General features: G+C 45.3%; 24 protein-coding genes and 1 pseudogene. 14 read left to right on the top strand and 11 right to left on the bottom strand.

Going from position 1 to position 26,702, the window contains the following annotated elements; genetic code table 11:
• Nucleotides 1-162: 162 nt before the first annotated feature.
• The 4 genes from KO512_RS15090 to KO512_RS15075 form a co-directional block, all read right to left on the bottom strand.
• Complete coding sequence (locus KO512_RS15090; RefSeq protein ID WP_215953183.1) at nt 163-834, bottom strand: TorF family putative porin; 672 nt, start codon at nt 832-834, stop codon at nt 163-165.
• Between the two features lie 464 nt (nt 835-1,298).
• The gene (locus KO512_RS15085; RefSeq protein ID WP_215953182.1) at nt 1,299-2,363 is read right to left on the bottom strand and encodes an ABC transporter substrate-binding protein; all 1,065 of its coding nucleotides are present in this window, start codon (nt 2,361-2,363) and stop codon (nt 1,299-1,301) included.
• Complete coding sequence (locus KO512_RS15080; RefSeq protein ID WP_215953181.1) at nt 2,360-3,742, bottom strand: sensor histidine kinase; 1,383 nt, start codon at nt 3,740-3,742, stop codon at nt 2,360-2,362. The genes KO512_RS15085 and KO512_RS15080 overlap by 4 nt, the downstream gene beginning before the upstream one ends.
• Nucleotides 3,735-4,403 (bottom strand): response regulator transcription factor, encoded by a 669-nt coding sequence (locus KO512_RS15075; protein ID WP_215953180.1) that lies wholly within the window; start codon nt 4,401-4,403, stop codon nt 3,735-3,737. Before KO512_RS15075 ends, KO512_RS15080 begins: the two co-directional genes overlap by 8 nt.
• A gap of 159 nt (nt 4,404-4,562) precedes the next feature.
• Between KO512_RS15075 and KO512_RS15070 the strand changes: the two genes are divergently transcribed.
• The 5 genes from KO512_RS15070 to KO512_RS15050 all read left to right on the top strand — a co-directional run bounded on the left by KO512_RS15070 (nt 4,563) and on the right by KO512_RS15050 (nt 10,061).
• Entirely contained in the window at nt 4,563-5,540 is a 978-nt protein-coding gene (locus KO512_RS15070) for a Bug family tripartite tricarboxylate transporter substrate binding protein (protein ID WP_215953179.1), read from the top strand.
• Nucleotides 5,537-5,989 carry a tripartite tricarboxylate transporter TctB family protein gene (locus KO512_RS15065; RefSeq protein ID WP_303492897.1) on the top strand — a complete coding sequence of 151 codons (453 nt, stop codon included), beginning with the start codon at nt 5,537-5,539 and terminating at the stop codon, nt 5,987-5,989. Before KO512_RS15070 ends, KO512_RS15065 begins: the two co-directional genes overlap by 4 nt.
• Nucleotides 5,990-6,000: 11 nt before the next feature.
• A complete protein-coding gene (locus KO512_RS15060; protein ID WP_215953178.1) occupies nt 6,001-7,524 on the top strand; it encodes a tripartite tricarboxylate transporter permease in 1,524 nt (507 codons plus the stop codon).
• 91 nt (nt 7,525-7,615) lie between these two features.
• Complete coding sequence (locus KO512_RS15055) at nt 7,616-8,632, top strand: AbrB family transcriptional regulator (RefSeq protein WP_215953177.1); 1,017 nt, start codon at nt 7,616-7,618, stop codon at nt 8,630-8,632.
• A 268-nt stretch (nt 8,633-8,900) separates the two neighbouring features.
• Nucleotides 8,901-10,061 (top strand): IS256 family transposase, encoded by a 1,161-nt coding sequence (locus KO512_RS15050; protein ID WP_215953184.1) that lies wholly within the window; start codon nt 8,901-8,903, stop codon nt 10,059-10,061.
• A gap of 23 nt (nt 10,062-10,084) precedes the next feature.
• Here KO512_RS15050 and KO512_RS15045 read toward each other — a convergent pair whose 3' ends face one another.
• From KO512_RS15045 to KO512_RS15025, 5 genes are all read right to left on the bottom strand, one after another.
• Nucleotides 10,085-10,441: a cupin domain-containing protein gene (locus tag KO512_RS15045; RefSeq protein WP_215953176.1), complete on the bottom strand. Its 357-nt coding sequence runs from the start codon at nt 10,439-10,441 to the stop codon at nt 10,085-10,087.
• 151 nt (nt 10,442-10,592) lie between these two features.
• Nucleotides 10,593-11,024 carry a universal stress protein gene (locus tag KO512_RS15040; RefSeq protein WP_215953175.1) on the bottom strand — a complete coding sequence of 144 codons (432 nt, stop codon included), beginning with the start codon at nt 11,022-11,024 and terminating at the stop codon, nt 10,593-10,595.
• Nucleotides 11,025-11,104: 80 nt separating this feature from the next.
• A complete protein-coding gene (locus KO512_RS15035; protein WP_215953174.1) occupies nt 11,105-13,741 on the bottom strand; it encodes a TRAP transporter permease in 2,637 nt (878 codons plus the stop codon).
• A 72-nt stretch (nt 13,742-13,813) separates the two neighbouring features.
• The gene (locus KO512_RS15030) at nt 13,814-14,803 is read right to left on the bottom strand and encodes a TAXI family TRAP transporter solute-binding subunit (protein WP_215953173.1); all 990 of its coding nucleotides are present in this window, start codon (nt 14,801-14,803) and stop codon (nt 13,814-13,816) included.
• A 38-nt stretch (nt 14,804-14,841) separates the two neighbouring features.
• Nucleotides 14,842-16,137, bottom strand: coding sequence for an aminotransferase class V-fold PLP-dependent enzyme (locus KO512_RS15025; protein ID WP_215953172.1), 1,296 nt, complete (start codon nt 16,135-16,137; stop codon nt 14,842-14,844).
• A gap of 367 nt (nt 16,138-16,504) precedes the next feature.
• Here KO512_RS15025 and KO512_RS15020 point away from each other — a divergent pair, with 367 nt between their 5' ends.
• Nucleotides 16,505-17,410: a LysR family transcriptional regulator gene (locus KO512_RS15020; protein WP_215953171.1), complete on the top strand. Its 906-nt coding sequence runs from the start codon at nt 16,505-16,507 to the stop codon at nt 17,408-17,410.
• Between the two features lie 69 nt (nt 17,411-17,479).
• On the opposite strand, the pseudogene KO512_RS15015 reads toward KO512_RS15020, so the two are convergent.
• Together KO512_RS15015 and KO512_RS15010 are read right to left on the bottom strand one after the other, a co-directional pair.
• A pseudogene (locus tag KO512_RS15015) lies at nt 17,480-18,330 on the bottom strand (IS5 family transposase).
• 205 nt (nt 18,331-18,535) lie between these two features.
• Entirely contained in the window at nt 18,536-19,417 is an 882-nt protein-coding gene (locus KO512_RS15010) for a LysR family transcriptional regulator (RefSeq protein ID WP_215953170.1), read from the bottom strand.
• 600 nt (nt 19,418-20,017) lie between these two features.
• On the opposite strand from KO512_RS15010, the gene KO512_RS15005 reads away from it, so the two are divergent.
• The 8 genes from KO512_RS15005 (at nt 20,018) to KO512_RS14970 (ending at nt 26,680) form a co-directional block, all read left to right on the top strand.
• On the top strand, nt 20,018-21,028 hold the full coding sequence (locus tag KO512_RS15005; protein WP_215953169.1) for a Bug family tripartite tricarboxylate transporter substrate binding protein: 1,011 nt from the start codon (nt 20,018-20,020) through the stop codon (nt 21,026-21,028).
• Nucleotides 21,029-21,094: 66 nt separating this feature from the next.
• Nucleotides 21,095-21,577 (top strand): tripartite tricarboxylate transporter TctB family protein, encoded by a 483-nt coding sequence (locus KO512_RS15000; RefSeq protein WP_215953168.1) that lies wholly within the window; start codon nt 21,095-21,097, stop codon nt 21,575-21,577.
• Nucleotides 21,574-23,100: a tripartite tricarboxylate transporter permease gene (locus tag KO512_RS14995; RefSeq protein WP_215953167.1), complete on the top strand. Its 1,527-nt coding sequence runs from the start codon at nt 21,574-21,576 to the stop codon at nt 23,098-23,100. The genes KO512_RS15000 and KO512_RS14995 overlap by 4 nt, the downstream gene beginning before the upstream one ends.
• 244 nt (nt 23,101-23,344) lie before the next feature.
• Complete coding sequence (locus tag KO512_RS14990; RefSeq protein WP_215953166.1) at nt 23,345-24,121, top strand: sulfite exporter TauE/SafE family protein; 777 nt, start codon at nt 23,345-23,347, stop codon at nt 24,119-24,121.
• 252 nt (nt 24,122-24,373) lie between these two features.
• Nucleotides 24,374-24,850, top strand: a complete 477-nt coding sequence (locus tag KO512_RS14985; RefSeq protein WP_215953165.1) for a Crp/Fnr family transcriptional regulator — start codon at nt 24,374-24,376, stop codon at nt 24,848-24,850.
• A 434-nt stretch (nt 24,851-25,284) separates the two neighbouring features.
• The gene (locus KO512_RS14980) at nt 25,285-26,010 is read left to right on the top strand and encodes a succinate dehydrogenase/fumarate reductase iron-sulfur subunit (protein WP_215953164.1); all 726 of its coding nucleotides are present in this window, start codon (nt 25,285-25,287) and stop codon (nt 26,008-26,010) included.
• The gene (locus KO512_RS14975; protein ID WP_215953163.1) at nt 26,007-26,345 is read left to right on the top strand and encodes a hypothetical protein; all 339 of its coding nucleotides are present in this window, start codon (nt 26,007-26,009) and stop codon (nt 26,343-26,345) included. The genes KO512_RS14980 and KO512_RS14975 overlap by 4 nt, the downstream gene beginning before the upstream one ends.
• On the top strand, nt 26,342-26,680 hold the full coding sequence (locus KO512_RS14970; RefSeq protein ID WP_215953162.1) for a hypothetical protein: 339 nt from the start codon (nt 26,342-26,344) through the stop codon (nt 26,678-26,680). Before KO512_RS14975 ends, KO512_RS14970 begins: the two co-directional genes overlap by 4 nt.
• Nucleotides 26,681-26,702: the final 22 nt, after the last annotated feature.

Below are 26,702 nucleotides of genomic sequence, written 5' to 3'. Positions count from 1 at the left end.
TTGTTAACTGATCGCTTACATTGCTGCTGCAGTCACCTGATCGGATGGACTAGAGTATTACTTCGACAGAAATATTTAGTAAGTACACGGCGCTTTATCTGCAGAGTGAAACCTAAAAACCGGTCAAATGACCGGTCTTGTCTGTCCTGAAGGGGAGACAGATCAGAAAGTACGCGATACTTTGAAGACAACTGCGTTGTCATCATAATCGTCAGTCGTAGAGCCATCAATATCGTTGACAAGGTAAGCTAAAGACAGATCTAAACCTACTGCATTGCCTGAAAGCCCGACGGAATAGTCAGAATATTCTGCATGTTTATAAGCATCACCAAAGGTGTAGCCGCCATGTAGATCTAGGTTGACGTAATTAGTAATAGCGGTGCTGTAGTCTAGAGCAATATAATGATAATCATCACTCTCGTTGATGTAATCAGGAGCGTATGCATATAGCACTGTGAAATCTTTATAAGACAGACTTAGGTCCAATTCTGCATAATCGATATCGTAATCTTCGCCATGATACTGGAAGTAATAAAGGGTTGCGTCGTAAGAAAGATCATCAGTGATCTCGCCGTAACGGCCGATATAATAATCTATTTCTAAATTGGTATTGTCATTGTCAGCAAAGTTAATGTTACTTCCCCATATACCGGCATAGATACCATTTTCAAAGCCTAGGTCAAGACTTCCTTGTAATGCAGGGTCTCCAGACGTCTGTGATATACCGTTAAAACGATAATCATTCGTGAAGGTTACAGTGCCAGATACTTCAGCAGCTTGTAGGGAGGATGTGGCAACAAGTAGAGCAGCTGAGGCTAACCAATTAAATTTCATTTTTAATACTCTTTATATGGAACCTAGGTGAATTTATATTTTTATCCGGTTTCAATCAGGTTTTTTCTGATGTTTAAAATATAGAGAGTGTTCTGTTTTTGATAAATTATATTTATCTTATAGATGTCATTAATAAAACAAATAGTTATTGTTATTAAAGGGTTGTCGGTGTGTTTGTGCATAACTCTATCATCATTAATCTCATAATCGCGCTCAGTCGCGAAACGCGAGTTGTCCTCAGGCCGGAAAGAAATAAGAGAAGTAATCTCGTTGAAATTTGAAAATCGTGTAGGCGGAATATTGAGGTTCTTATCAAGAGCTTTAGAAGTTATAGGTTTGGGAGACACCATAATCAGTATTAGCGTGTAGTGGCACACTTAATTTTTCTACCTAAGTTCGGGAGCCAATATCACCCATTATTATGAAGATGACGGGCACCTTTCTTGTATTATTGATACGGCTTCTTAGGGAACAAATACATCATATAAGATCGCATTATTCCACTCATTGATAAAGCGTCGTTGTTTCAGGTGATCCAGATAAACCATCAGCGCAGGGCCTAAAGGGATGGGCTTAAAGCGCAACGGATAGTCCCGTTGCAGATGGCTGTAAGTCAATGGTCCCTTCACGTTGGGGTGGAGAGCGATCAGGCCGCTCTTGTCTGCGATGACTTGCTGTCCCTCCAGTGATAGCAGGTAGCGCAGAAATGACCGAGCGTTTTCCGCATGACGCGCCTGCCGGGTGATGAAGGCGACTCGACTCATCACTAGGGTGTAGTCTTCTGGAAAAATAATACCGATTGTCGGGTCTGTTTGGGCATACTTTATGGCGTACGATCCGATCACGTTATAACCAAATACGAGTTTTCCCGATGCGGTCTCTTCGATTATGTTGCTGCTACAGCAGTGTAAGTTAGTGACGACGCGACCTAAGTTTTCTTTCAGTCGGCTGCTGATACTGGAGTTGATTTCATCCTGTGAGGCAAACAGATAGCCCACCCCCGATAACCGAATGTCGTAGGTGCCGATGCGATTCATGAAAAAATCGTTGTTGCTGCGAATCGCCAGTGCCAGCTTTTCATGGGTGTTTGGCAGAGGTATACCCTGAAAAGCGGGTTTGTTATAGACCATCACCACCGGTTCATAGGTGAAGCCAAAGGCTTCATTTCGCCAGTTAGCCCAGTGGGGGAGCGTTTCGGTGACTGGGTCAGTAAATGGCTGAGCATAACCATCATTCACCAGTTTGATCTGTAGATCCATCGCTGAGCTGATGACCAGATCCGGTAACTGGTCCTCCGGTAACTGCTGAATCGCATTGAATAGTTCGTTGGTTTGAAACTCGTGGTAGTGAATCTTTATCGCCGGCGAAATGTGTTTGAATGCATCAATGATCGGTTGCATGGCGGAGGTGTCAGTGGCGCTGAAGATGACCAGTGATGACGGCTGGTCGGTCGCTTCCTCTGCATGACTCAGCATTGCATGGGGAATCAGGGCCATAATCAGGGCAAGGCGTTGCAACAGCAAGTTCATAGAGGTGCACCGGGTAAGCGAATGAGGACACGCAGACCGCCGGATGGACTGCGTTCAAGTTTAAGGGTGCCCTGATGCGCCTGAATAACGGTTTCGACAATGGCGAGGCCAAGACCTGAACCGGAGACATCGGAGCTCAGACGAGAAAAGCGTTGTATCGCCTGACGGCGTTGATGACCCGGAATACCGGGGCCGCTGTCATCAATGATAATTTCGACTAGGTTTCCATCACAGGGGCTCAGGGTGATATCAATCTGATTAATGTCAGGGCCATAGCGCACCGCATTTTCAAGTAGGTTTTTGAGCGCTTCTTTCAAGCTGACCTTATCGCCCGGAATGCGGATGTCGTCAGTCTTGGCAGTATATGAAAAATCGATCTGAGTATGCGCCTGATCTCTGACCGTCTCCGTTAATAACGCTTCGACAAGCGCGTTTAGTGAGATCAAACGAGGCTCAATGCTGTCACTTCGGTGAGTCACTAATGCATGCGCCAGTAATTGATTAGTCAGGCGTGTCAGCTTTTTGTGTTGCTGGCGAATGTTGATTAACCGGCTTCTGATCTCCTCAGTATCAGAGGCCTGCAGCGTTACATCCAACTGCCCCTGTATACCGCCTAAACTGCTGCGTATCTGGTGGGAGGCATCGGCAATAAAGACTTTCATCGTGTCCAGATTGTGCAGTAGTTGTTGCTGATAACTATTGATCGCGTCTACCAACGGGACAACCTCCTTAATGGCAGGGGTATTTAGCGGGCGTAGGTCGTTTGGCGAGCGGTTTTTCAGGTTTTCAGAGATGATACTCAATGGTTGTAAAGCCCGCCTGACACCCAGCCACACCAGTAAGGTTGTTAACAATAAAATGCCAGACAGTGTCGCCAGCGAGCTGAAAAAGATCTCACCAGATAGCTCGTTACGGGCATTTCGGGTTTGTCCTAGTTTAATCACCACCCAGCCATTGGCGGCAGGTGCAATCAACAATTTGCTCTGGACAACCCAGCTAACCACTTCGCCTTTGTACTTTGCGGTAAAAAACTGAGGATCACTGTGAGGCTGATAATCGACTGGCGAGGGAGTTTTGCGGTAGCCGGTCAGGTGTTGTCCCGTGTGATCAATGACTTCGTAATAGACTTTGTCATCAGGGGCTAACTCCAGCATCGATAAGGCGGCATACGGCAGATCAAGGTCGATCTGCGATTCCTGAACAGAGATCCTTTCAATAATTGATAAACTGGCGCTGTTAAGGAGTCGGTTATAAGAAAGATCGGCAGCTCGACTGGCGTAATCCCATACCCCTGCACTCAGTACTGAAAATACAATGATCATTAATAGTACGGTGCGGGTAATTAGGTGTTGCTGCAGAGAGTAAACGGCTTTAGTCATCGATGTGACCTAGGTATCCAAGGCCGCGAATCGTTTTTATATGCAGGGATGATTCCGAGAGTTTTTTTCTCAGTCGGGTCAATGTTTGCTCGATGGCATTGGGGGTATTGGCTTCATCAAAGGTATATAACTTATTAGCAATATCCTCTTTGGTTAATACGCGATCAAGATTTTTCAAAAACAGTTCGAGCAATTGCCGTTCCCGCAGGCGTAACTCGACAGCTTGATTGTTGACCGTTATCTGATGGGTGGCCAGATTAAAAATCAGATTGCCGCAGACCATTGTATTACTGGCAGCACCGCGCTCTCTGCGTAATAAAGCCCGGCAGCGGGCGGCCAGTTCTCTGAAATCTACCGGCTTGACTAGGTAGTCATCGGCGCCTAGATCGAGGGCACTGACCCGATCATCAATTTCAGCACGGGCCGTCAAAATCAATACAGGAATCGTCCGGCCCTTCTGGCGTAGCGATTGTAATAGCTGATAACCACTGCGGCCGGGCAGATTGATATCCAGAATCAACATATCAAAGTCATCCCATGACAGGGTGCGTTCTGCCATCTCGACTGACACTGTCCAGTCAAGGGGGTGTCCTATCTGTCGAAAGTATTCCTGAGTAGCATCGGCCAGCGCTTCATTATCTTCTATAAGGAGTATGCGCATAACGCTAATAATCTCTGTCGGGAGGTAACAACAAGCAATCTATCTGCGTGCTTTTTTTGCTCGTGTCAGACCGTTGTCAGTTAACAGGGCTATATTTCACTGGCTCTTAGGAGCGCTGTTAAAAAAATATATAACAAAAAATCTGATTTGGAGAGCCCCATGAAGTTCAAGCTTCGTATACTAGCACTGGCTGCTGGTTTGGCAACTGCAATGCACGCTGCTGCATTTGAACCATCTAAACCCGAATGTGTCGCCCCTGCAAAACCAGGCGGTGGTTTTGATTTAACCTGTCGTATCATCTCTAACGGTTTCAAAAGTGCGGATCTACTGAGTACGCCGATGGCAGTTACCTTTATGCCGGGTGGTGTTGGTGCCGTAGCGTACAACTATATCAACTCTAACCGTCGTGATGATGGCAATGCGCTGGTGGCATTTAGCTCCGGTTCTTTGCTGAATATCGCTCAAGGTAAGTTTGGTAAAAATCTTGATGAAAACGCTGCCCGTTGGGTCGGTGCTGCCGGTGTCGATTACGGTGCCGTGATTGTGAGAGCCGATGCGCCTTGGAATACTCTGGCTGAGCTAGTGGCTGCAGTCAAAGCTGATCCGACTAAATATGTTCTCGGTGCGGGCGGAGGTGTCGGCAGTCAGGATTGGATGAAAGCCGCTATTCTGATGAAATCATCCGGCGTTGATCCAAAAACGATGCGTTATGTGCCTTATGAAGGTGGCGGTGAGGCGACTGCTGCGCTGATGGGTAATCATATTCAGATCTATCCCGGTGATGTCGGTGAGATGGTTGGACAGATGGAGGCCGGTAAGCTGAAAATGCTGGCGATTATGGCGCCTGAACGACTGGAAGGCGAGTTTGCTGACATTCCGACTGCGAAAGAGCAGGGCTTTGATGCTGAATGGACCATTTTGCGTGGCTTTTATCTGGGGCCAGATGTCTCTGACGATGCTTACAACTATTGGGCAGGGCAGTTTGATAAGGCGTATGAAAACGAAGCGTTCCTAGACACTGTGCATGAAAAAGGACTGATACCTTTTAAAATGTCTGGTGATAAGTTCGACGCCTACGTTAAAAACCGTGTCGGTTACATGCGTGATCTGGCAAAAGAATCAGGCCTTATTAAGTGAGATTTGCAATGTATGACCGTATTCTTGCGGGTATATTGCTGGTGCTGTCTGGACTGATCGTCTGGGCAGCCCTTCAGTTTGATGTACCCTTCCAATATGAGCCTCTGGGGCCAAAAGCCTTCCCCGTTATTCTGGGAATTTTGCTAACGATTTTCTCCGTCCGGTTAATCATTAAGCCTGATGAAAACAGCTGGCATCCGACCGCCGACATTATGAAGAAATTGCTGGCCGGGCTGGTGTTAATGATTGTCTATGCTGCGCTATTTGAAGGCGCCGGATTTATTCTGGCCACTTTTCTGGTGGGGAGTGTCTTTAGCTGGTTGTTTGGCGAAACGCCGAAGCGGGCTGCGTTATTTGCGCTGATTATGAGCGTCATCAGCTATTTTCTGCTGACCTTGCTGCTACAGCTTAATGTTCCTTCTGGCACCTGGTGGGCCGGCGTTTTTTAGGGAGTAGATCTATGGATGTTTTCAGTCATCTGGCAACCGGATTTAGTGTTGCCTTCCTCCCGCTTAACCTGTTACTGGTTTTGTTGGGATGTTTTATTGGTACGTTGATTGGTTCTCTGCCGGGGATCGGTCCAATTAATGGTGTGGCGATTCTGTTGCCGCTGGCTTATGCCCTCGGGTTACCACCAGAATCTGCACTGATTCTGTTGGCGGGCGTCTATTATGGCGCTGAGTATGGTGGCCGTATTTCAAGTATTCTGCTTAATGTTCCTGGTGACGCTGGGGCAATCATGACAACTCTTGACGGTTATCCGCTGTCACGTAAAGGGGAAGGTGGTCGTGCACTTGCGCTGTCAGCGATTAGCTCCTTTGCGGGTAGTATGGGCGCTTTGCTGATGATGGTGATTTGCGCGCCGATTCTGAGTCAGTTTGCGGTTCAATTTGGGCCATCAGAATATGTCTGGCTTATGATTTTTGCCTTTACTTGTCTTGCCACGATGGTCGGCTCTCGACCGGCTAAAACCATTGTGGGCGTGCTCATCGGTTTGGTGCTGGCAACCGTTGGCATTGACTCTGGCAGTGGCGTGTTACGTTTCACCATGGGGATACCGAACTTCTTTGATGGCGTCGACTTTTTAGTCGTGGTTATCGGTATGTTTGCTATCAGTGAAATTTTTGTTCTGCTTGAATCTTGGGCTCGTAATGACCTCGGTGTCCGTCCGCTTGGTAAAAGCTTTGTAACAGTCGCTGATCTGCTGGCGGTTAAGTGGGTGGTATTTCGTTCTACGGTTATGGGCTTCCTGATTGGCGTATTGCCAGGTACGGGGGCTTCGATTGCCAGTGCGGTTGCTTATGGCACCGAGAAGCGTTTTGCCGAAGGTAAAAACGAACATTTTGGTGAAGGCGATATCCGCGGTCTGGCAGCACCGGAGGCTTCCAATAATGCGTCTGCGGTGGGGGCGATGGTGCCGATGCTGACACTGGGGATTCCGGGGAGTGGCACGACGGCGATTTTGCTGGGTGCGCTGATGATGTTCAATATCACACCGGGACCGTTGTTATTCGAGCAGCGGCCTGACATTGCCTGGGGTCTGATCGCTTCGATGTTTGTCGGTAATATCGCGTTGCTGGTGATGAATCTGCCTATGATCGGACTATTTGTTCGCTTACTGTCAATTCGGCAGGCGTACCTTGTACCCGTGATAGCGATGCTGACTTTTGTGGGTATCTACTCCATTCATGGCGACAGTTTTGACCTGTTCTTTATGGTGCTGCTGGGCGTGGTTGGCTTTCTTTTGCGTAAGCTTCATTTCTCACTTGCCCCTGTCATTCTGGGCTTAGTTCTTGGGGAGGTGTTGGAGGTAAATCTGCGTCGTGCGCTGTCTATTTCAGGCGGAGACTGGTCAGTACTACTTGATGGGCCGATAACTTATGTCATGGCCATTGCCACGGTCGTTGCGGTTGTTGCACCGAGTCTGATGCGTTCAATCAAAATGCGTAAACTGCTGGCAAAAGCTAATGAGGTTGAGGATTGAACCTGCTTGCTGAGTTACGCATGATTGTTAGGTAAAACATGTAATATTCGGGGGTGGCTACGGCCCCCCCATTTTTTTGGACGTTATCAATATGTTGCTCGTTATTCGAACGATAATTATTGGTGCCCTAGGTGGCTGTGTCGCCTATTGGCTCGGACTGCCATCGGCTTGGCTGATTGGCGCTCTACTGACAGTCGTTCTGGTCGGGGTGACTAATATTCAGGTGGTGATGCCCGCCTCAACCTCCTCGGTAATTACTCTATTTCTAGGGATCTCTGTCGCACTCAATATAGAAAGTGGTTTGGTAGATCAGTTGCTACACTGGGCCGGTTCGATTTTACTGATGTGTTTGATGCTGGCTTCGTTGTTGTGGATATTATATCGGTTCTATGCGGCTCAGCATGGCTGGCGTCGAGATGAGGCGCTGTTCTGTTCAGTGCCTGGAAATCTGGCCATTATGCTAAGCATGGCCGCTGAAATGAATGCCAATGTACGCCGTATTTCGCTGATACACGGCATACGCTTATTATTTTTAGTGTTCTGTATACCGCTGTTCTTGCCTGTCGCAGAACGCCGCGTCTCCCTGCAGGGGTTCCATATTGAGCATCCCGAAAGAATGCTCATCACTATCGCGCTGGCCACCTTGATTGGCTGGGTTCTGAAGCATATTAAGCTCCCCGCGCCGATGCTGGTGGGTGGGATTGTTGCAACCTTGCTGTTGAGACAGAGTATGGATTGGGACTGGCGTTTCCCTGATATGATTCTGCTTTCCTTAATGGTGTTTCTTGGTTGTGCAATTGGGTCACGTTTTAATAATATTGATATCCATGAGTCAATCGCGGAGATTAAGGCCGCTTCAGTCGGCTTGCTTATTACCTTGATGGTCTCTGCAGGATTCGCGGCTATTCTTCACTATGTTGCCGCCATTCCCTGGACTCAGGCCATGCTGGCCTATGCGCCGGGTGGCATGGAAGTGATGATCGCCATTGCGATGAATCAGGATGTCGATGCATTGTTTGTTGCCACCCATCAGTTGTTCCGAATGTTGATCATGAGTATGACGATTCCGCTACTGATGATTCTCATTAGGCGAAAGGATGTAGCCTGAAGAGGCTTTAGTGGCGTTTCTGGGAGGGGGATCAGTACTGACAAGTTACGCGCAACGGGTAACAATCCTCTTCTGAATAAACTAACTTGCCACTACAAACGTCACCGTTTTCCGTCAGAAATCACCCAGCATGCGGTTTGGTTATATTAGTGCTTTAACCTCAGCTATTGAGATGTAGTAACTGCCTATCATAGAGCCAGTAATGGCTAAGGATAGGCAACATGGATAAAAAGCAACTGAAGCCTTCGCACGCGAAGCGGCTAAAAGCATTAAAACTGAAAGTGATCTCAATGACTTCCGGCAGATGCTAACCAAAGTCACCGTTGAAACGGCCCTTAATGCCGAACTAGATGAACATCTGGGTTACGACAGGTATGCTAAAAGTTCCTCAGATAACAGCCGAAATGGCTATTCCAGCAAGACCTTACGTACCGAAGATGGGTCGATTGAGATTGATGCTCCACGGGATCGAGATGGCAGCTTTGAACCGAAGTTAGTTAAAAAGCAGCAGACTCGCTTCACGTCAATGGACGATAAGATTCTGAGCCTGTACGCCAAAGGCATGACTACTCGTGAAATCGTCGCTACCTTCAAAGAAATGTACGATGCTGATGTCTCTGCCAGTCTCATATCAAAGGTCACAAACGCAGTATTAGAACAGGTGATTGAATGGCAGTCACGGCCATTGGATCAGGTATACCCTATTATTTATCTTGACTGTATCGTGGTTAAAATCCGCCAGGACAAACAGGTCATCAACAAGGCTATTTACCTAGCTTTGGGGGTTAATTTGGAGGGCCATAAGGAATTGCTAGGCCTGTGGATTTCTGAAAATGAGGGTGCCAAGTTTTGGCTGAATGTGCTCACGGAGCTCCAGAACCGAGGCGTCAAAGATATACTAATCGCCTGTGTCGACGGCCTGAAGGGGTTTCCCGATGCAATCAATACGGTCTTTCCCAAAACACAGGTTCAGCTCTGTATCGTTCATATGGTTCGCAACTCGGTTAAGTACGTCCCATGGAAAGATTATAAAGCCGTTACCTCCGATCTCAAACAAATCTATCAATCTGTCACGGAAGAGGAGGCCCTGCTGGCACTGGAGCAGTTTGCTGATCGATGGGACGAAAAATACCCCCAGATTAGCCGCTCTTGGCGTGCACACTGGGAAAATCTGAACACCTTGTTCGATTACCCTCAGGACATACGCAAAGCGATCTATACGACCAACGCGATCGAGTCTCTCAACAGCGTTATCCGTAAGGCGATCAAGAAGAGGAAGCTGTTTCCGACGGATGACTCCGCACGAAAGGTGATCTATCTGGCGATTCTGGATGCTTCCAAAAAATGGACGATGCCCATTAGAAACTGGAAGCCCGCATTGAATCGATTTATGATTGAATTTGAAGACCGCTTAACTGATTATATTTGAACTTAGCAGTTACACAGAATTATTTACAGGGTCGGAGGTTCTGCATTGACTCTATCTCCATGGCTTTTGGGTTGTGATATCACCAAGAAACGTAAGCTCTCAGTACCATTATTCATTAATTGATGAGGCTCTTGAGCTGGAACGTGAATACCACTTCCAGAATTGATCTCGACAATATTACCTGATATTTCTATATGGGCTACGCCCGAAAGCACGTAGAAGAACTGCTGGGATTCGTTATGATAATGTCGCTCTTCTTTTTCATTTGGAGGCACCTCCTCTTCGATTACACTTAAACTATCAGATTTAAGCAAGTGCCAGCCAATGGAGTTAATTCCCCATTTATAGCGCTCCGCATTTTCAGTATTTATGATCTTCATTATTTATCCTGGATAACAGTAACTTAAAGGTGATTATCCTTCTCACATCATTGATACGCTCTAGATTCCAAGCACAATAGTCATACGAATTTATTGGGATTTAAGGGTATATACGACGTTGATAGACCTTGTATAGTCCATTTGATTGTCTTTAATCTCGAAGTAATATGATCGAACACTTAGCCCGCTCTGTCACTCTGGCAGATACCGAGCCCAAGAAAAAGTCATCGATTTTTGGGCGATGATGAGCCGCCATAATCGCCAGATTAATCTCTTTAGCTGTGATGTAATTGATAATAGTGTCTGCTGTAGAGCCCTCGTATACACGGAGGACGGGATGAACACTTTCTGGTATCACTCTATGCGAATAATCCTGTAATTTACGGGCGATATCTTTAACTGCGTTGATGTGATCTTTTTCACTAAAATAGGCTGCGATAAATGAGTTAGTAAAGCCGGGTACAACGGTGAGCATGTGTAGCTCAGATCCGTTTTCTGTTACTTCACGTAGTGCTAGCCTCAATGCATGTTCTGCAAATTCGGGTTCATTTAAATCAATGGGAACGAGTACTTTTTTAAACATCGTTCATATCTCCTACAAACCTGACAACCTAGCGTGGATAGCTGGTTATCAGATTTCTTATCTGTCAGGATGGTTAAACCTTAGTTAGCATTCACTGTATTGGAGAACACTACTCTAGATGTTTTACGGCGACGTTGAAGCAAAAAAATCAATGCAAATAAAGCTAATGCAGGTATGTAGATCCACTCTTTAGCAGGCTGTACTTGGGGTATATCCACTGAAGTAATGACTTGGTCAAAGACCAGCCCAGCTTTTTCTGCAGGACTATCAAAACCGACGTAATCAACTACCGTTTTGCCATTATTGGTGAGCAAGGCTAATCCGGATGACTCTATCCGTGCTGCGCCATCTATTCCATTACCTAATGCCATGCTAGCCATAAATAAACGGTTGTCCCCCACGTCATCTTCACCCTGAACCCATAGCCGTAATTCAGTGCCTGCTACCATCGAGTTAGCCGCTTGAATAAGTTCTGTTGGCGCTATTTGTTTATGAGGCGGTATTATCTGGTCCATCCAAAAGCCGGGGCGGAAAAGAGAAAATGCGACTAACATTAGCGCCATCGACTCATACCAACGGCTGCGAACAAGAAAGAACCCTTGAGTGGCTGCGGTAAATATCAGCATGGCGGCTGTGGCAACAATAAAGATCATTATTCCTTGAGACCATGTCACATTGATCAGCAAAAGATCGGTGTTGAAAATGAATAAGAAAGGTAGAACTGCGGTGCGCATACTGTAGTTAAAGGCAACAAAGCCTGTACGAATCGGGTCACCACCGGAAACAGCTGCTGCAGCAAATGAGGCCAAGCCGACTGGCGGTGTAACATCCGCCATAATACCGAAGTAAAACACAAACAAATGGACCGCAATTAACGGAACGATTAAACCAGACTCTTGACCTAGGGTAACAACAACGGGTGCTAATAATGCTGAAACCACAATGTAGTTAGCGGTAGTGGGTAATCCCATCCCGAGAATCAGGCTTAATATTGCGGTCAGTATCAACATGAGTAACAAGTTACCCATCGAAAGAATCTCAACCAAGTCGGCCAACACAGAACCAACGCCGGTTTGTGATACGGCTCCCACAATGATACCGGCCGTTGCTGTCGCGATACCAATACCAATCATGTTGCGAGCCCCTACGATCAGCCCATCAACAAGTTCGTTACCGCCTTTCCTTAGTTGATCAAGTAACGCTCCTTCTTGACGAAAGTAAGCTATGAGAGGTCGTTGAGTCACGAGTATAAGGATCATTAATACCGTTGCCCAGAAAGCAGATAGCCCTGGAGACAAGCGTTCAATCATCAAACACCATACCAGCACAACCACGGGGAGTAGAAAATGTAGACCGGACTTAACCGTCGGCCCCACTTCTGGGAGCTCAATCATAGGCGAATCAGGGCTATCTAATTTTAGGCTGGGCACTTTTGCGGCATAGCGTATCAAGTAAAGGTACGTTATCGCTAATAATGCAGCGATTATCCATCCCGCATTTTCACCAAAGACTGGTTTGATCCAGCCAATGCCATAATATACGACAGCGGCGAGGGCGGCCGTTACCATGAAGCCTGTTAATAAGCCGATAACGCGAAGGTGCCAAGGTTTGATCGCGCTGCGACGGGGTAGACCCTGCATATCTAATTTTAGTGCTTCTAAATGCACAATATAGACCAGCGCGATATATGAAATGAGTGCTGGTAAAAATGCATGTGTAATAACCTCTACATAAGAGATACCTACATACTCAACCATCAAAAATGCAGCGGCACCCATGACCGGAGGCATAATCTGTCCGTTAACAGATGAAGCAACCTCTACTGCGCCGGCTTTTTCAGCAGAAAATCCAACACGTTTCATCATCGGAACGGTGAACGTGCCGGTGGTTACCACATTGGCAATGGATGAACCTGATATAAGGCCAGTAAGACCTGAAGCAACGACCGCCGCTTTGGCTGGGCCACCACGCATGTGTCCTAATAAGGAAAATGCTACCTGTATAAAATAGTTACCGGCACCCGCCTTATCCAACAGTGCGCCAAACAAAACAAACAGAAATACAAAACCAGAAGACACACCGAGTGCAATACCAAAAACGCCTTCAGTGGTTAGCCATTGGTGGTTGATAAGTTCTTTAAGCGTTACGCCTTTGTGAGCAATGATATCCGGCATATAAGGGCCGGCCAGCGAATAGGTTAAGAATACAACAGCCACCATCATTAATGGTGGTCCCAGCGTTCTGCGTGCAGCTTCGAGTAATAAGATAAGTCCAGCGACAGAGATTACTAAATCTTGTGTATTCGGAAGGCCTGGGCGGCTAACGAGCTGATCATAAAACAGAAAGATATAGGAAGCACAAAAAGCAGCCACTAGGCTGAGTATCATATCGTTGAGTGGTACGCGGTGATGTGGCGAGCGGGTGAAGGCCGGGTAGGCTGTAAAGGCTAAAAATATTGCAAAGCCTAAGTGAATGGCACGGACTTCTGTGTCGTTGAAAATACCAAAACTACCAATCAATGGCCAATCATAAAAGGAAAGTGGTGATGCTATCCATAACTGGAAAAGAGACCACGCCAGCGCGGTTCCTAACAGAATTTTACCCTGCCAGCCGTGCGGAACACGTGCGCCGGTATCATTAGCTGCCACCATTTCTTGCAGTTCTGTTTCATCAATAGCTGTTTGCATATTACTGTTTTGCTTGTTCAAATTCGTCATATTCATCTCCCAGCGTTGGAATCAGGAACAAGAAAAAAGGGGTGCGGAACCCCTTCTTTGGCTAGTTATAAATTACATCCAGCCTTGTTCTTTGTAGTAACGAATTGCGCCTTCATGTAAAGGTGCAGACAAACCGTTTGTTATCATTTGTTTCTGATCTAAGTTGGCAAACGCAGGGTGAAGGCGTTTGAACTTATCAAAATTATCGAAGACCGCTTTAACTATCTGGTAAACAGTATCGGGATCAACCTTTGCTGAAGAAACCATTGTTGCAGCGTTGCCAAAGGTCTGTATATCGTCATCATTTCCTCTGTAAAGACCGCCCTTAATTATGGCTGGAGCGTAGAAGTCATTTTCAGCGATTAGTTTATCGATGATCGGCCCCGTCACTGGAATCAGTTTTGTATCACAAGACGTTGTTGCTTCTTTGATGATACCGGATGGGTGACCTACATTTGATAATATGACGTCGAGTTTGTTATCACACAGCGCCTGTGACTGCTCAGATGATTTCAGCTCAGCCGCCAACTTGAAAGAATCGCGGGTCCAGCCTTTTTTCGCCATGATCACTTCCATCGTACCGCGAGTGCCCGATCCTGGGTTATTCAGATTAACTCGCTTGCCTACCAGATCATCAAACGTTTCAACACCGGAGTCTGCACGAGCAACTACGGTGAATGGTTCGCTATGAATAGAGAATAAGGCGCGTAGATCTTCGAACTTTCCTTGTTCAATGAAAGAGTCATGCTTAGTGCCGTTAAGGGCATAAAACTGCCAATCTGATTGGGCTACCCCCATATCTAGTTGGCCTTGACGGATAGCATTTATATTTGCAACCGACCCTCCAGTTGATGGAGCTGTGCATTTGATTCCATGATCTTCAGTGCCTCGGTTAACCAAGCGACACATTGATTGACCAACAACATAGTAGACGCCGGTCTGACCACCCGTACCAATAGTCATGTAGTTCTGCTCAGCGTTGGCTGTCGTAGTGCTGAGAGCGGCGGTTAAACTAATAGCGGTTGAGATGATTAGTTTTGAAAGTTTATTTTTTGTAGTCATGAAATTTATCCTTATTATTAACAAAAAAAGATGTGTTTTTATTTTTTTATAATTTCTAGAAGCTGTGCTAGAAAAAACTCTACCTCCTCTTCGGTGTTATAGTGAGCCATGGAAAATCGAGCTACAGACTCTAGGCCTAGGGGCCGCAGAATATTTCCGGAGTAGAGATCATTTGATCGTGCGTGGATACGTATCCCACACTTATCCAGTGCGGAGACAAGACTGACAGCGTCCCAGCCCTCGACACCAAATGAAACAACCCCTTCACGTTGATTAATATCGGTGGTGCCAACGACCGTCACGCCTTCTATATTTAAAAGACCTTTGTGCTTTTTATTGCCGTGCAGAAGCGTCGAAATAAGTACATGCTCATGCTGGAGCATTGCTTTACCCGCAGCACGAAGTTGATCTCTTGTATTTGTTGATTGGGTAAACTGTTTGCCTAACCAAGATAGATATTTAACGACCTCTGTAATAGCCGCTAAAGCAGACGGGTCACGACTACCAAGCTCCCAGACATTATCTGGTTTGCCTATCAGCCGATCATGAGGAATGTGGCTCATTCGATCGGAGAGCCACGCATATCCGTTATTAAATTTGGAGTACACTTTGTATAGCGATATGACGTAAGCATCAGCGTTGTAATCTTCCACATCTAGATAGCCATGGGGAGCATGCTGTATACCATCAACGATCACAAAACACTCAGGGGCCGTGGCTCGAATCGCCTCAATGATAGACTTAACATCCATTACCACTCCTGTTACCGGGTTAGTGTGGATAACTGTGGCAACACGAGTATCGGGTCTTACACAAGAGGCGTAGTCTTGGGCACTGACAACACCGGTTTGTGTATCAAACGGGACCTCAATCCATTCTCGTGAAGTATTCTCGGCCCAGAGCTGTGTCGCACTATAAGTTGAAGGGTGCTCGACCGGACTGGATAGAATGGAACCTCCAGCGGCAGCGGCAATTGCTGCACTTCGTATCAACCGGAATAGACACTCTGTACCCGTTTCCCCACCAAAGACGACGCCGCTTTTTGCACCAAAAAGCATTCTAAGGTTATCTAGCCCCTCCTCAACAGTAGTACTCATCGCTTTTGAGGCTGCATTGTTCCGGTGCTCATTATCCGGTACTGCTCCTATCTCAGTCGTACGTTTAATGACAGACTTCAAGGTTAAGGAGCCGCCCGCGCTTTCAAAATAGACTCGTTTACCGGCATAAGGGCAATGATCAACATAATGGAATTGGGAACGAATCTGCTCTAGCAGGTCGGCGTTTAACGGAGAGGTATAAAGTTCTTCATTAGTTTTCGAGTGGATGTTTTTCATGGATAAACCCTGCTGACTGATATGGTGGATATAAAGCAAGTACTCAACTGAGATTTTCCGAATGCTGTATAACCTTGGTAATCAGTCTAAAAAAGCTAATGCATAAAAAAAAGCGAATAGTTAGAATGTTTTTTGAGTCTTTTTTTTCATATATTGGTTTTGTAATATCACCTTTGCCTATAACTCTTACAATTAGCCTTAGACTAATCATCGAAAAAAGTGATATATATTTATCCTTAAGTATCTCTTTAGGGAAAAGAACTGCTACTTATAGCTAGATTCCATAATATTGAGACATATACCAAAATATTCAGTGTCTTGATCCTCGTTGCGCAGTGGGGTTTTTAGAGAAAAAGGCGATCGGATAATGATTACATTCAAACAAATTGAAGCGCTATTCTGGATATCAGAGTTGGGTAATTTCGCAGCAGCCGCTGAAAAACTACATACGACGCAGTCTGCAATTTCAAAAAGAATCAATGAGTTAGAAACGACGTTCGGTATGTCAGTATTTGATCGTTCCCGCCGCAATGCCAGGCTTACAGAAAAAGGTAGTGAGCTATTGCTGATGGCAAAAGATCTAATTGAGATGCGAGACGAAATGCTTGAGCGTATGGCTAATCCGCAAGTACTGCATAAGCGTTTCCGGATTGGTGTTACGGAATTGACAGCACTAACGTGGTTACCAAAACTGGTAAAATTGATAGAAGAGAACTATCCACGCTTAATTCTTGAGCCGCAAGTTGAACTGAGTTCTGTGTTGTTCGATAAGATGAGCGATGATTCACTAGACTTTATTATTGTCCCTGATATTCATGAGGATGCACGTTTTAAGGTGCAACCACTCGGATCCGTAGAAAATGCTTGGATGTGTACACCTGATTACACAGATATTCAGGCGCCAATAGCGTTGCAAGATATTGCTCAGTTTAACGTGCTTATGCAGGGTGCGCGGTCTGGTACAGGACTTATCTACGATCGGTGGTTTTCACAAAATAAAGTACAAGCCAGCCAGGCATTAATTAGCAGTAATCTAGTTGCACAGCTTGGTCTGACATTATCCGGTTTCGGTATTACCTATTTACCATTAAAGGCCATGAACTCATTAATTGAGCAAGGGCAGCTTCGAACCTTAGACATCCACCCTAAACTCCCTCAGGTTCGATATGCTGCAATTTATCGTGCTGATCGTGACTCACGGCTCTACACGGATGTAGCCGATTACGCTAAGCAGGCCTGCGATTTCAGTCGATTTCTGTTAAATGTTTTTTAGCTATTCATGCTTCCTGCGTATAGATTACGAGAAAATTCTACTTTTGAGCACTCTTATTTTTCGGGGGGATTACCCTAGAGCAAAAAGCGTCGCCAACTTGCTGTCGTTTTTCATCAGCCCACGGTATCGCGCCTTGGTAAACCCGAACTGACATTTTATGATTCTGAATGGATGCTCGACCTTGGCTCTAATACTGGCCTTCATATATTCGATGTTTATCGGAACTTTGTTGATTCTCGGGTGTTTCTTAAGAGCCCTGACTTTTCCTTGCCGCTCCGCAATATGCCAGTCAACGGCTTTGTCTTTTAGGTTGTCCCGCTTATCGATGCCTCGGTAGTCCGCCTCAGCGAATACTAACTGCTCATCACCATGCAGTAATCGGTCTGCTTGGTTCAAATCATGTTCATTGGCAGCAGTGGTTTCAAGGCTGTGCGTCAGACCTGTTCTGGCATCGACTCCAATGTGAGTTTTTATGCCGAAATGCCAGAGATTACCCTTCTTAGTTTGGTGCATCTCCGGATCACGCTCACCCGCCTTGTTCTTCGTTGAGCTGGGAGCCTCAATAATGGTGGCGTCCATTAGGGTGCCTTCCTTGACCAGCACACCAGCCTCAGTCAGCCAGTGTTTACTTCCTCGAAGATCTGCCGGCCAAGTCCATTGCGTTCCAGTAGGTGCCTGAAGTTCATAATCGTCGTGTGATCAGGGATTGGTTTATCGAGCGAGAGACTCGTAAATATCCGTATCGATGCGATTTCATAAAGGGCATATTCCATTGCCGGATCACTCAGGTTGTACCACTGTTGTAGACAGTGAATGCGCAGCATCGTCGTCAGTGGGTAAGGCCGTCGACCGTTACCCTGTTTGGGATAATAGGGTTCAATGACGGCTTCGGTCCGTTGCCAAGGAACCAGCGTTTCCATCCGTGCCAGGAGCTTTTCCTTCCAGGTTTGGTAGCGCTTCTGTCGATACTCTCAATCGGCAAAGCTGAGCTGATTTTCCATGTGCTGATCCTGGCTGACACTATGGCAGGTATTGTCTCATACGGAGGGACTTATTCGCAGGTTCCCTAGGCAGCGTATATGAATCCTCGATAGCCTCATGTATACGATGGGTATCCATTTGAAATTATAGGCGATTTTTGCCCATGGCTAGTGCGAGTTCAGCAATTAACTCTTTCGTCAGATGAGATTTATTGCCATTTTCTTTTTCAATGAGTCCAAGTATTCGGTGGGGAGCCTTGTTTGTAAAAGGAACTCGTTTTAATGAAAGAGAACCTGGATACTGAATATTACGTTGTGGAATAATTGAGACGCCTAAGCCGTGATAAACCATCGTGGCGATTGATTCAAGTGTATTCAGTTCCATCGTATCGTTCACGACGATACCCGCTTCTTGTAAATATTTATCGATCATCTGTCCCACCCATGCTGCTTTGCTATAGCGAATGAATGGGTTGTTTTCTAATAACCATTCAGCAGACTCATTTGGTGAGTCAATGGGTGCTATGACGATTAATGGTTCTATGCCAAAAGGGCTCCAAAGAAGTCCTGGACGTTCAGAGGGCGGCTCACTGATAATCGCCGCATCAATAGCACCGCGATCAACCTGAGTAATTAATGAGCTAGAAAGGGCGCTAGAAACAGAGATGTGTAACTGTGGTAAAGAGCTGCGAAGACTGGCGAGTGCTGTCGGTAATACTCCCGTCAACATCGTAGGAACCGAGCCTAGAGACAGCTGGCCAGACAGTTTGTCCATCATCGCAGGCGTTTCCATAAACTGTTCATAATGCCTAACAATTTCTCTGGCTTTGGGGACTATGGCCATCCCTGCTTCATTGAGTGTTGGGGGTCTGCGGGTTCTGTCAAAGAGTTGCATATTGAGGTCTGTTTCCAGCGTCTTCATCTGCATGCTCACGGCTGCTTGAGTAACAAAGACAGCTTCTGCGGCTTCAATAAATGATCCTTTGTCAGCAATAGCAACGAGGGTTTTTAAGTGACGAATAGACATTTTTTATTATTTCCTATTGCTGAGCGTAAGCTTTTATCTAGGGATGGTACTATCATCAGATAAAATTTACAAAGCGCATCGTTTTGGGAATTATAATTAGATTTTCTGTCTTTATGGTCAACCTATGCTCATCAGCATAACTTGGTGCATGTCTTCTTCTGGCTCCCTAGTGCTAGTTCAGATCTATGTTCCTGAAAGGCATGCCTTAGCGGTCATGCTCGTATGACTTGTACGGGTTGGAGATCTCTCCTGAATACCTTAACTATAGATGCTGGTCCCTGATTCTATGGAGAACTCGGGTGAATCTATTATTAGTGCTCGAATTGATATAACTAGATATTAGTAGTTTGGCTGTGTGTTATATCGACTCTCAATAGGCACCATGCTTCGATATTTATTGAGCATCGTTATAAATGATATATTCAATAAATCTTACGTCGTTGTTAAATAAATGTAGATTTACATTAATCTGGTTGATGTTACTTTGTGTGCTTATGCTTTTCGGCAGAAGTTTGTAATGAACAAGCTCTGTTATTTTAACCGCTGAGTTTTGATACTGAGAGGGGAGAAGTGATAGCTATTTACTTAAGGAGAATAAAAATGATATTAAGTAGCCCTAAGGTAATGATTAAAAAAACAATGATTAAAACTGCACTGATATTGGGTATTAGTTCAGTATTTACTGGCCCTGTTCTGGCTGATTATCCGCAACGGCCTATTTCTTTGGTTATCCCTTTTGGTACAGGTGGGCCTACCGATATTTCTGCTCGGGCTTTAGCTCGAACACTCTCAGATAAAGTGCCAAAACCTATTGTTATCGTGAACCAAACGGGTGGCGGTGGCGCGGTTGGCTCTGTTACCGTGGCTCATGCCCGTGGTGACGGTTATAAAATGCTTGCAGCACGTACAGGCTCACAATCAGTTAGTTTGGCAATGAAAAGTAACATGCCTTATACATTAGCCGATTTTAAATTTGTGGGTATTTACGAACTTAATCCAGTAGTTTGTGTTACCAACAGTAATAGCGGTATCACAACGATGAAGCAGCTTATTGATTTGGTTAACTCGAAGCCAAAAACAGTGAGTTTTAGTTCAGCGGGTGTTGGTGCGCTACAGCATTTAGCTGGGGTCATGGTCTTAAATGCTTTCGGAGTTGAGAATCCACTGGAAACGGCTATTCACTTACCCATGAATGGTGGTGGTGCCGCGGCAACGGCTGTGTTGAATGGTACGGCGACATTTGAATGTGCCAATTCCTCTAGCGTGGCAGGGTTTATCAAAAATGGTCAAATGACACCTTTAATGGTGGCAACCAAAGAGAGAGTTGAAGGTATTGATGCGCCTACCGTTGCTGAGCTAGGCCATCCAGAATTAGAAAAGTTAGTTGGCTGGACGGGAATTGCTGGACCTAAGTCGTTGAGTAATGAAAGTGTAGATGCATGGGAAAAGTGGCTTAAAGTAACGACAAGTGATGCTGGGTTTGTCGAAACGATGACGAAGCTTGGATCTCAGGTTGTCTATATGGGGCCTGAGGAATCATTTGATTTTATTCAGAGTCAGTATCTTGATTTTCGAACAATCGTTGAAAAATTAGATATGCAAATAAACTAAGAGAATTTAATTCTGTATAAGTATCTTGAATAGATGCTTATATTTTTATGCATAGAGGTTTTTATGTTGACGAATAAAAAAGATCTATCTTTTGGCTTCTGTCTTTTTTTTGCTGCGCTTGCATTAATGTTTTATATCATTCCGTTTGCGGTAATGACGCCAAATAATGTTGCTCACGCAGTCCTTTCCCCTAAGTTCTGGCCTAATGCTATTGCATGGATGTTGTTATTACTCGGTGGAGGCATGCTGATTAAAGCCTTTTTATACAGAGAAGAGAGAGAAGCGACAACGGGGATCGCTATTGGTAAGTGGCTACGTTTAGCCGTGTTTGCTGCTTTTTTAGCCGCTTTCTATCTGCTGTTGCCTGAATTAGGGATGATTTGGGGAGGAAGTTTAGCTTATCTCATCTTTTCTCTGTTGATCTGTCGAACTGAACATCGAGTGGCTGCGGTCTGTGTTGGGTTGATGCTGCCCATAGCCCTGTATATGTTTTTTTATCATATTGCGGGTGTGGATATACCCCAAAGTGATTTTATGAGGTTACCATGAATTTCTTAGATACGTTATTGGAGGCTCTTTCTTTAGTTACTCAATCAGGCAGTATACTCGCGCTTGCTATTGGTGTTGTTGTCGGTGTTGTTTGTGGCGCCATTCCTGGCATGTCAGCAACGATGGCTGTGGCGCTAACACTACCCTTTACCTTTGCGTTAGAGCCAGTGGTGGGTATTCTTCTGTTGCTTGGTGTTTACAAGGGGGGGATTTTCGGTGGTTCGATTCCGGCTATTCTGATTAAAACGCCCGGTACTCCAGCATCGAGTGCAACGATACTTGATGGTTACCCGATGGCTGAGAAAGGGCAGGCGGGTAAGGCTTTAGGGATGGCGCTATACGCTTCTTGTACGGCGGATATTATTTCTAATTTAGCACTGATTTTATTTGCGGGTTGGTTAGCCTCATTTGCTATGGGTTTTGGCCCGCCTGAATTTTTCACGCTGATGGTTTTTTCGCTTATGATTATCGCTGGAATCTCTGGTAATCAGCTTATGAAAGGTCTAGTTTCGGCTGCTTTAGGTTTACTGCTAGCGACCGTTGGGCTTGATTTGGTATACGGTACTGACCGTTTCATTATGGGCAATGTTAATCTGATGGGTGGGCTCAATTTTATTGTTGTACTGATTGGCTTATTTGCATTACCTGAGATTATTACCTTTGCTATGAGCCCTTCTGATAAGCATGGGAAAGTACGGCAGCTAGGGGGAACGCATGTTACCTTTCAAGAGTATAAAAGCTGCTTTCGAACCATTTTTAGAGGAGGTGTGATTGGTGCGGTCTTAGGGTCTATACCTGGGATTGGGGCAGCGCCAGCGGCTTTTTTGTCTTACAGTGAAGCACGGCGTAAATCGCCTAATAAAGATAACTTTGGAAAAGGTGAAATTGAAGGCGTTGCTGCATCGGAAGCGGGTAACAACGGTGTATGTGGTTCGACATTAATACCATTATTAGCACTTGGGATTCCCGGCGATGTGGTCACGGCCATCATTATCGGTGCATTCATGGTGCATGGTATTCAACCTGGACCGCTGTTGTTCCAAGACCATGGGAGTTTAGTGTACGCGTTATTTATGGGGTTGATTCTAAGCTCTGTTTTCCTGCTGTTTTTTGGTAGTTTTGCCATTAGAATCTTCAAGTATATAGCGGATGTACCTAAGTCGATTCTCTTACCGGCAGTGCTGATTTTATGTGTTTTTGGCAGTTATGCTATTAACAACTCTATGTTTGATGTCATGGTCATGTTTGCCTTGGGTTGGTTAGGTTACTTCCTGATGCGGCTTGAAATGCCTGCGGCACCTTTTCTCATCGCTTTTATCTTGGGGCCGTTGCTCGAAGATAATTTTCGTCAGTCGATGTTAATGTCTAACGGTAGTCTCGATATCCTCTTCAGAGGCTGGATCACTTGGGGTTTCTGGACGTTGAGTGCTATCACACTATTCTGTTTGATTAAGAGTCACTGGGATACAAAGAAGACAAGTGCGGCTAAAAAGAGGGTGCTGGAGACTGAACCAGCAAGCTGAGCAAAAAGTGATTTTTTATTGAGCAGAACGGCTGCTGTACCTTGATGCCTCTAAGTGCTGGTATGGCGGTCTCTGATATTTTGTTCAGCTAAGAAGCACTCATGCATTTTTCTACAGGCCTATTTATAAGGCAGGGGTCTTATATATCACTGGATAGATCTGCATGTTGCTCCAGAGAGCCATCGTGTTTACATAGGCTACTATATGGCTCTTGTCTTTGTGTGTTTTCAGTAAGGAAATAAGAGTGGAATATATTACAGAGTCATTACGGCTTGCACTCAATATCGGTGGTCTTGGCTATATCTTTTTAATACTGTTTTTGGCTCTATTATTGAGGGCGGCCATTGGGTTTGGTGATGGGTTGCTTGCAGTGCCATTGTTGACCGTATTTATTGAATTGCGTGAGGCGGTACCATTAATTTTATTACTCTCTACAACGATTTCATTTTTTACTTTATGGAAAGATAGGCATGCCTTACAGCTTGGCTCATTAAAGCGAACATCATTTTCGGCGATATTAGGTATTCCATTAGGTGTGCTGTTATTAAGTTTTGGAAATGAAGATATTGCTAAAGGGTTGCTTGGTTTTCTATTAATCACTATCGCTGCTTGGCAACTGTTGCCCTCTTCGAACTTTCGATTAAAAGGAGATGGCTGGAGCTACTTATTTGGAGGTCTTGCCGGGATGCTAGGCTCTGCTTATGCATTACGGGGTATCGTGTTCAGCATCTATGGCAATCTCAGAGGCTGGGGGGCAAGTGAGTTTAAAAGTACCATTAGTGGGTTTTATATTATTAGCGGGGTACTTATCCCAATAACATATATAGCGGCAGGGCTGATCACTCAGCGTTTATTTGGGTTGTATCTGTTATTGCTACCCGCTGCTATTCTTGCGTCAATCATTGGCCAAAGGTTAACTAGTAAATTTGATGCAGCAGCATTTCAGCGAATTATTTGGCTGTTTCTGTTGTTGTTCGGGTGTGTATTAGCGGCACGGTTGGCTTGGAGCTTTTCGTTGTAGGCGTTGAGGTCATTCGACAACCGTTTAAGAGGCTTTGAATTATGCCGTCCTGTGTCTAGGGCTTTGCTTCTATTGTCGCTGCTATAGCGTGCTAGCTTCGTGCTGAGCTCAGTCCGGTTCGATCTTATGTTCAGCGTGAATATGAGGCTTGCCTATGATTATGTGATATATGCTATCGTTTATCCCTTCGGTAAGCTGCTGGGATGCGTGCTACACCGTGTATGATGAAACAATCTGATATTTGAGGTTTATATGTCTGGCGATATGCTCTCCTCTTCTATTGAGGTGGCTAAACTGTCTACTATTTCTGCGTTTGGTGCACTGTCAGAAGAAACAATCAAGTTTTTGGTAACTCATGGTAAAGCCATTCAGCTAAAGGCCGGTGACCATCTGTTTCACTGTGGCGATTCAGCCAATGAATTTTATATTGTGCTTACGGCTTCCATTCGTCTATTCCAGAGCAGTTCGGGTGAGAATCGCTTCGTCAGGGAGTACCTACCAGGAGATCAGGTTGGTGTTTCTGCGATGATCACACTGAATCCACGGCATGGGGATGGAATAGCGAGCATCGATTGTGAGGAATTGGGGGTGGGCTCTGCTGTTTTTCATGATCTCTATAATCAAAGCCATCAGGATTTTGTTATTTTCTTAATGAATATGTTTCGAGATATGGCGCGAGGGTTAAAGAAAGAGCGTGAATCGTTGCTAGAGGCTTCTGTGCCAAAATAAACTGATTGAAGTGCTTAATATAATAATCTGAAGGCCTAACTCAACCCGATATTTCGAGTACCTGGATGTTGTGCTGTGCTCATGCGGATCTTTATTATTCCTCATATTTCGTTATCTTCATGTATATGAAGACGTGTGTATGTCTATCTGATATTACCAAGTTATAAGACCTCCACAGCTCGTTAGAAGCGAGTCTCCTCTTATTATATGAACCCGCCTGGGTGAATTAATATTTTTAATTCTCTTTTTTATCGTGGCTAGAAAGTAGCTCAATCGCTTTGTTACCGCTTTAATTAGCCTTAACTTAATCAGATCTTAAGTTATTGTTAAATATATATCGTTATTAATAAGATCTTCTGTAGATGTATTATGTTTTAACGAAATAACTGCGATGGAAACCGCAGTAGTTCATATTCGGTGAGGCGTAAAAGTGTATGGAAAATAATCAAAAAAAAATAACGGTATCAGTCTGGCGAGGTGGTGAAGACGGTAACTTTGAGAACTTCCAGGTCCCTTTTGTTGAGGATCAAACTATTCTCGATTTACTGACTCACGTGCAACGTACAATTGATAATTCTTTGTCCTATCGTTTTGCTTGTCGTGTGGGTATGTGTGGGTCTTGTGCAATGCGGGTAAATGGAAAGCCGCGTTGGACCTGCCGTACGTTGGTGAGCACTGTGGTTCAAAATGATGAGTTAAAACTTGAGCCATTATCGAACCTGCCGGTGGTAAAAGATCTTGTGGTCGATATGGAGCCATTCTTCGAGAAGTGGCAGGAGGCCAAGGGGCGATTTGAGCCATCGGATTCTCCAGTAACAGAATTTGTCCCTATTAAACCCGATGATAAGCAGCGCCAAAAAGCGGATGAAGCGATTGAGTGTATCAATTGTGGTTGTTGTTATGCAGCGTGTGATGTTGTCGAGTCTAACCCTGCTTACCTTGGGCCAGCAGCTCTTAACCGTGCTTGGTCATTGATCAACGATGCTAAAGATTTTGCTAACCCTGAACGTCTTAAGGCGGTGAGTGGTGATGGCGGCTGTCAGAATTGTCATACCAACTCTCAATGTGTTGCGCGCTGTCCTTTACAGCTTAATCCTACTCGTTCTATTGCGGGTCTGAAAAAAGCGGTTTCCCTTGCGACGCTGAAGGGGGAAATATGAGTAATCGAATTGAATTTAAATTGTGGTTGGCGCACCGCCTCAGCGGTATGGCGTTAGGGCTCTTTGTTGTCGTACATCTCGCCGGCATGATTATCGCCATTCAGGGAGGTCTGTCCTCTGCTGAAATTCTCCAAAGAACCAGCGGTAATTATGCGCTAGGCGTATTTTATTCCCTTTTTACGATTGCGGCGGCGACTCATTCAACCATCGGTTTACGAACCGTTGCTCGTGAAGTGATCGGCTGGAGTGGTATCAGTGCAAATTTTTTCCTGATCATCTTTTTTCTATTTTTATGTGCGATGGGCATTTCAGCGGTGGGAGGCTTAGTTCTATGAAGACGAATCGTGACAAGAAAGAGTATTGGGCATCCTTTGTTCAGCGTTGGTCCGGTGTTGCGCTCGCTTTGTTTCTGCCATTCCACTTTGTGGTATTGAGTCTCATTTTACAGGGCGAACATGTATTGGATGGCTTTCTTTACTGGGCTGATGCGCCACTAGTTAAGTTTGCAGAAGCGGGTCTTGTGGGGCTGTTAGCGGTGCATTTATTAGGTGGTTTTCGCTTATTGGTGATTGAGTTTTTTGCCTGGAAAGAGTGGCAAGGGTACTTGATATCCATCGCGGGTGTTGGTGCAACAGCGACCGGTTGCTTGTTTCTACTGAGAGCATTTTAAGTATCTGATTGTGTCTTGGTGG

This window comes from Amphritea atlantica (assembly GCF_018860855.1).
GTDB classification, from domain to species: domain Bacteria; phylum Pseudomonadota; class Gammaproteobacteria; order Pseudomonadales; family Balneatricaceae; genus Amphritea; species Amphritea atlantica_A.
Note: the sequence above shows the minus strand (reverse complement) of the source record. Positions and strands in the feature narration are given on the sequence as shown.

Excerpts from the sequence above, each read along its gene's own strand:
- KO512_RS15010 (WP_215953170.1), bottom strand. The coding sequence starts at position 19,417 with ATGTCTATTCGTCACTTAAAAACCCTCGTTGCTATTGCTGACAAAGGA.
- KO512_RS15085 (WP_215953182.1), bottom strand. The coding sequence starts at position 2,363 with ATGAACTTGCTGTTGCAACGCCTTGCCCTGATTATGGCCCTGATTCCC.
- KO512_RS14970 (WP_215953162.1), top strand. The coding sequence starts at position 26,342 with ATGAAGACGAATCGTGACAAGAAAGAGTATTGGGCATCCTTTGTTCAG.
- KO512_RS15055 (WP_215953177.1), top strand. The coding sequence starts at position 7,616 with ATGTTGCTCGTTATTCGAACGATAATTATTGGTGCCCTAGGTGGCTGT.
- KO512_RS15045 (WP_215953176.1), bottom strand. The coding sequence starts at position 10,441 with ATGAAGATCATAAATACTGAAAATGCGGAGCGCTATAAATGGGGAATT.
- KO512_RS14980 (WP_215953164.1), top strand. The coding sequence starts at position 25,285 with ATGGAAAATAATCAAAAAAAAATAACGGTATCAGTCTGGCGAGGTGGT.
- KO512_RS15060 (WP_215953178.1), top strand. The coding sequence starts at position 6,001 with ATGGATGTTTTCAGTCATCTGGCAACCGGATTTAGTGTTGCCTTCCTC.
- KO512_RS15090 (WP_215953183.1), bottom strand. The coding sequence starts at position 834 with ATGAAATTTAATTGGTTAGCCTCAGCTGCTCTACTTGTTGCCACATCC.
- KO512_RS15040 (WP_215953175.1), bottom strand. The coding sequence starts at position 11,024 with ATGTTTAAAAAAGTACTCGTTCCCATTGATTTAAATGAACCCGAATTT.
- KO512_RS15075 (WP_215953180.1), bottom strand. The coding sequence starts at position 4,403 with ATGCGCATACTCCTTATAGAAGATAATGAAGCGCTGGCCGATGCTACT.
- KO512_RS15005 (WP_215953169.1), top strand. The coding sequence starts at position 20,018 with ATGATATTAAGTAGCCCTAAGGTAATGATTAAAAAAACAATGATTAAA.
- KO512_RS14985 (WP_215953165.1), top strand. The coding sequence starts at position 24,374 with ATGTCTGGCGATATGCTCTCCTCTTCTATTGAGGTGGCTAAACTGTCT.
- KO512_RS14995 (WP_215953167.1), top strand. The coding sequence starts at position 21,574 with ATGAATTTCTTAGATACGTTATTGGAGGCTCTTTCTTTAGTTACTCAA.
- KO512_RS15070 (WP_215953179.1), top strand. The coding sequence starts at position 4,563 with ATGAAGTTCAAGCTTCGTATACTAGCACTGGCTGCTGGTTTGGCAACT.
- KO512_RS14975 (WP_215953163.1), top strand. The coding sequence starts at position 26,007 with ATGAGTAATCGAATTGAATTTAAATTGTGGTTGGCGCACCGCCTCAGC.
- KO512_RS15025 (WP_215953172.1), bottom strand. The coding sequence starts at position 16,137 with ATGAAAAACATCCACTCGAAAACTAATGAAGAACTTTATACCTCTCCG.
- KO512_RS15035 (WP_215953174.1), bottom strand. The coding sequence starts at position 13,741 with ATGACGAATTTGAACAAGCAAAACAGTAATATGCAAACAGCTATTGAT.
- KO512_RS15080 (WP_215953181.1), bottom strand. The coding sequence starts at position 3,742 with ATGACTAAAGCCGTTTACTCTCTGCAGCAACACCTAATTACCCGCACC.
- KO512_RS15020 (WP_215953171.1), top strand. The coding sequence starts at position 16,505 with ATGATTACATTCAAACAAATTGAAGCGCTATTCTGGATATCAGAGTTG.
- KO512_RS15030 (WP_215953173.1), bottom strand. The coding sequence starts at position 14,803 with ATGACTACAAAAAATAAACTTTCAAAACTAATCATCTCAACCGCTATT.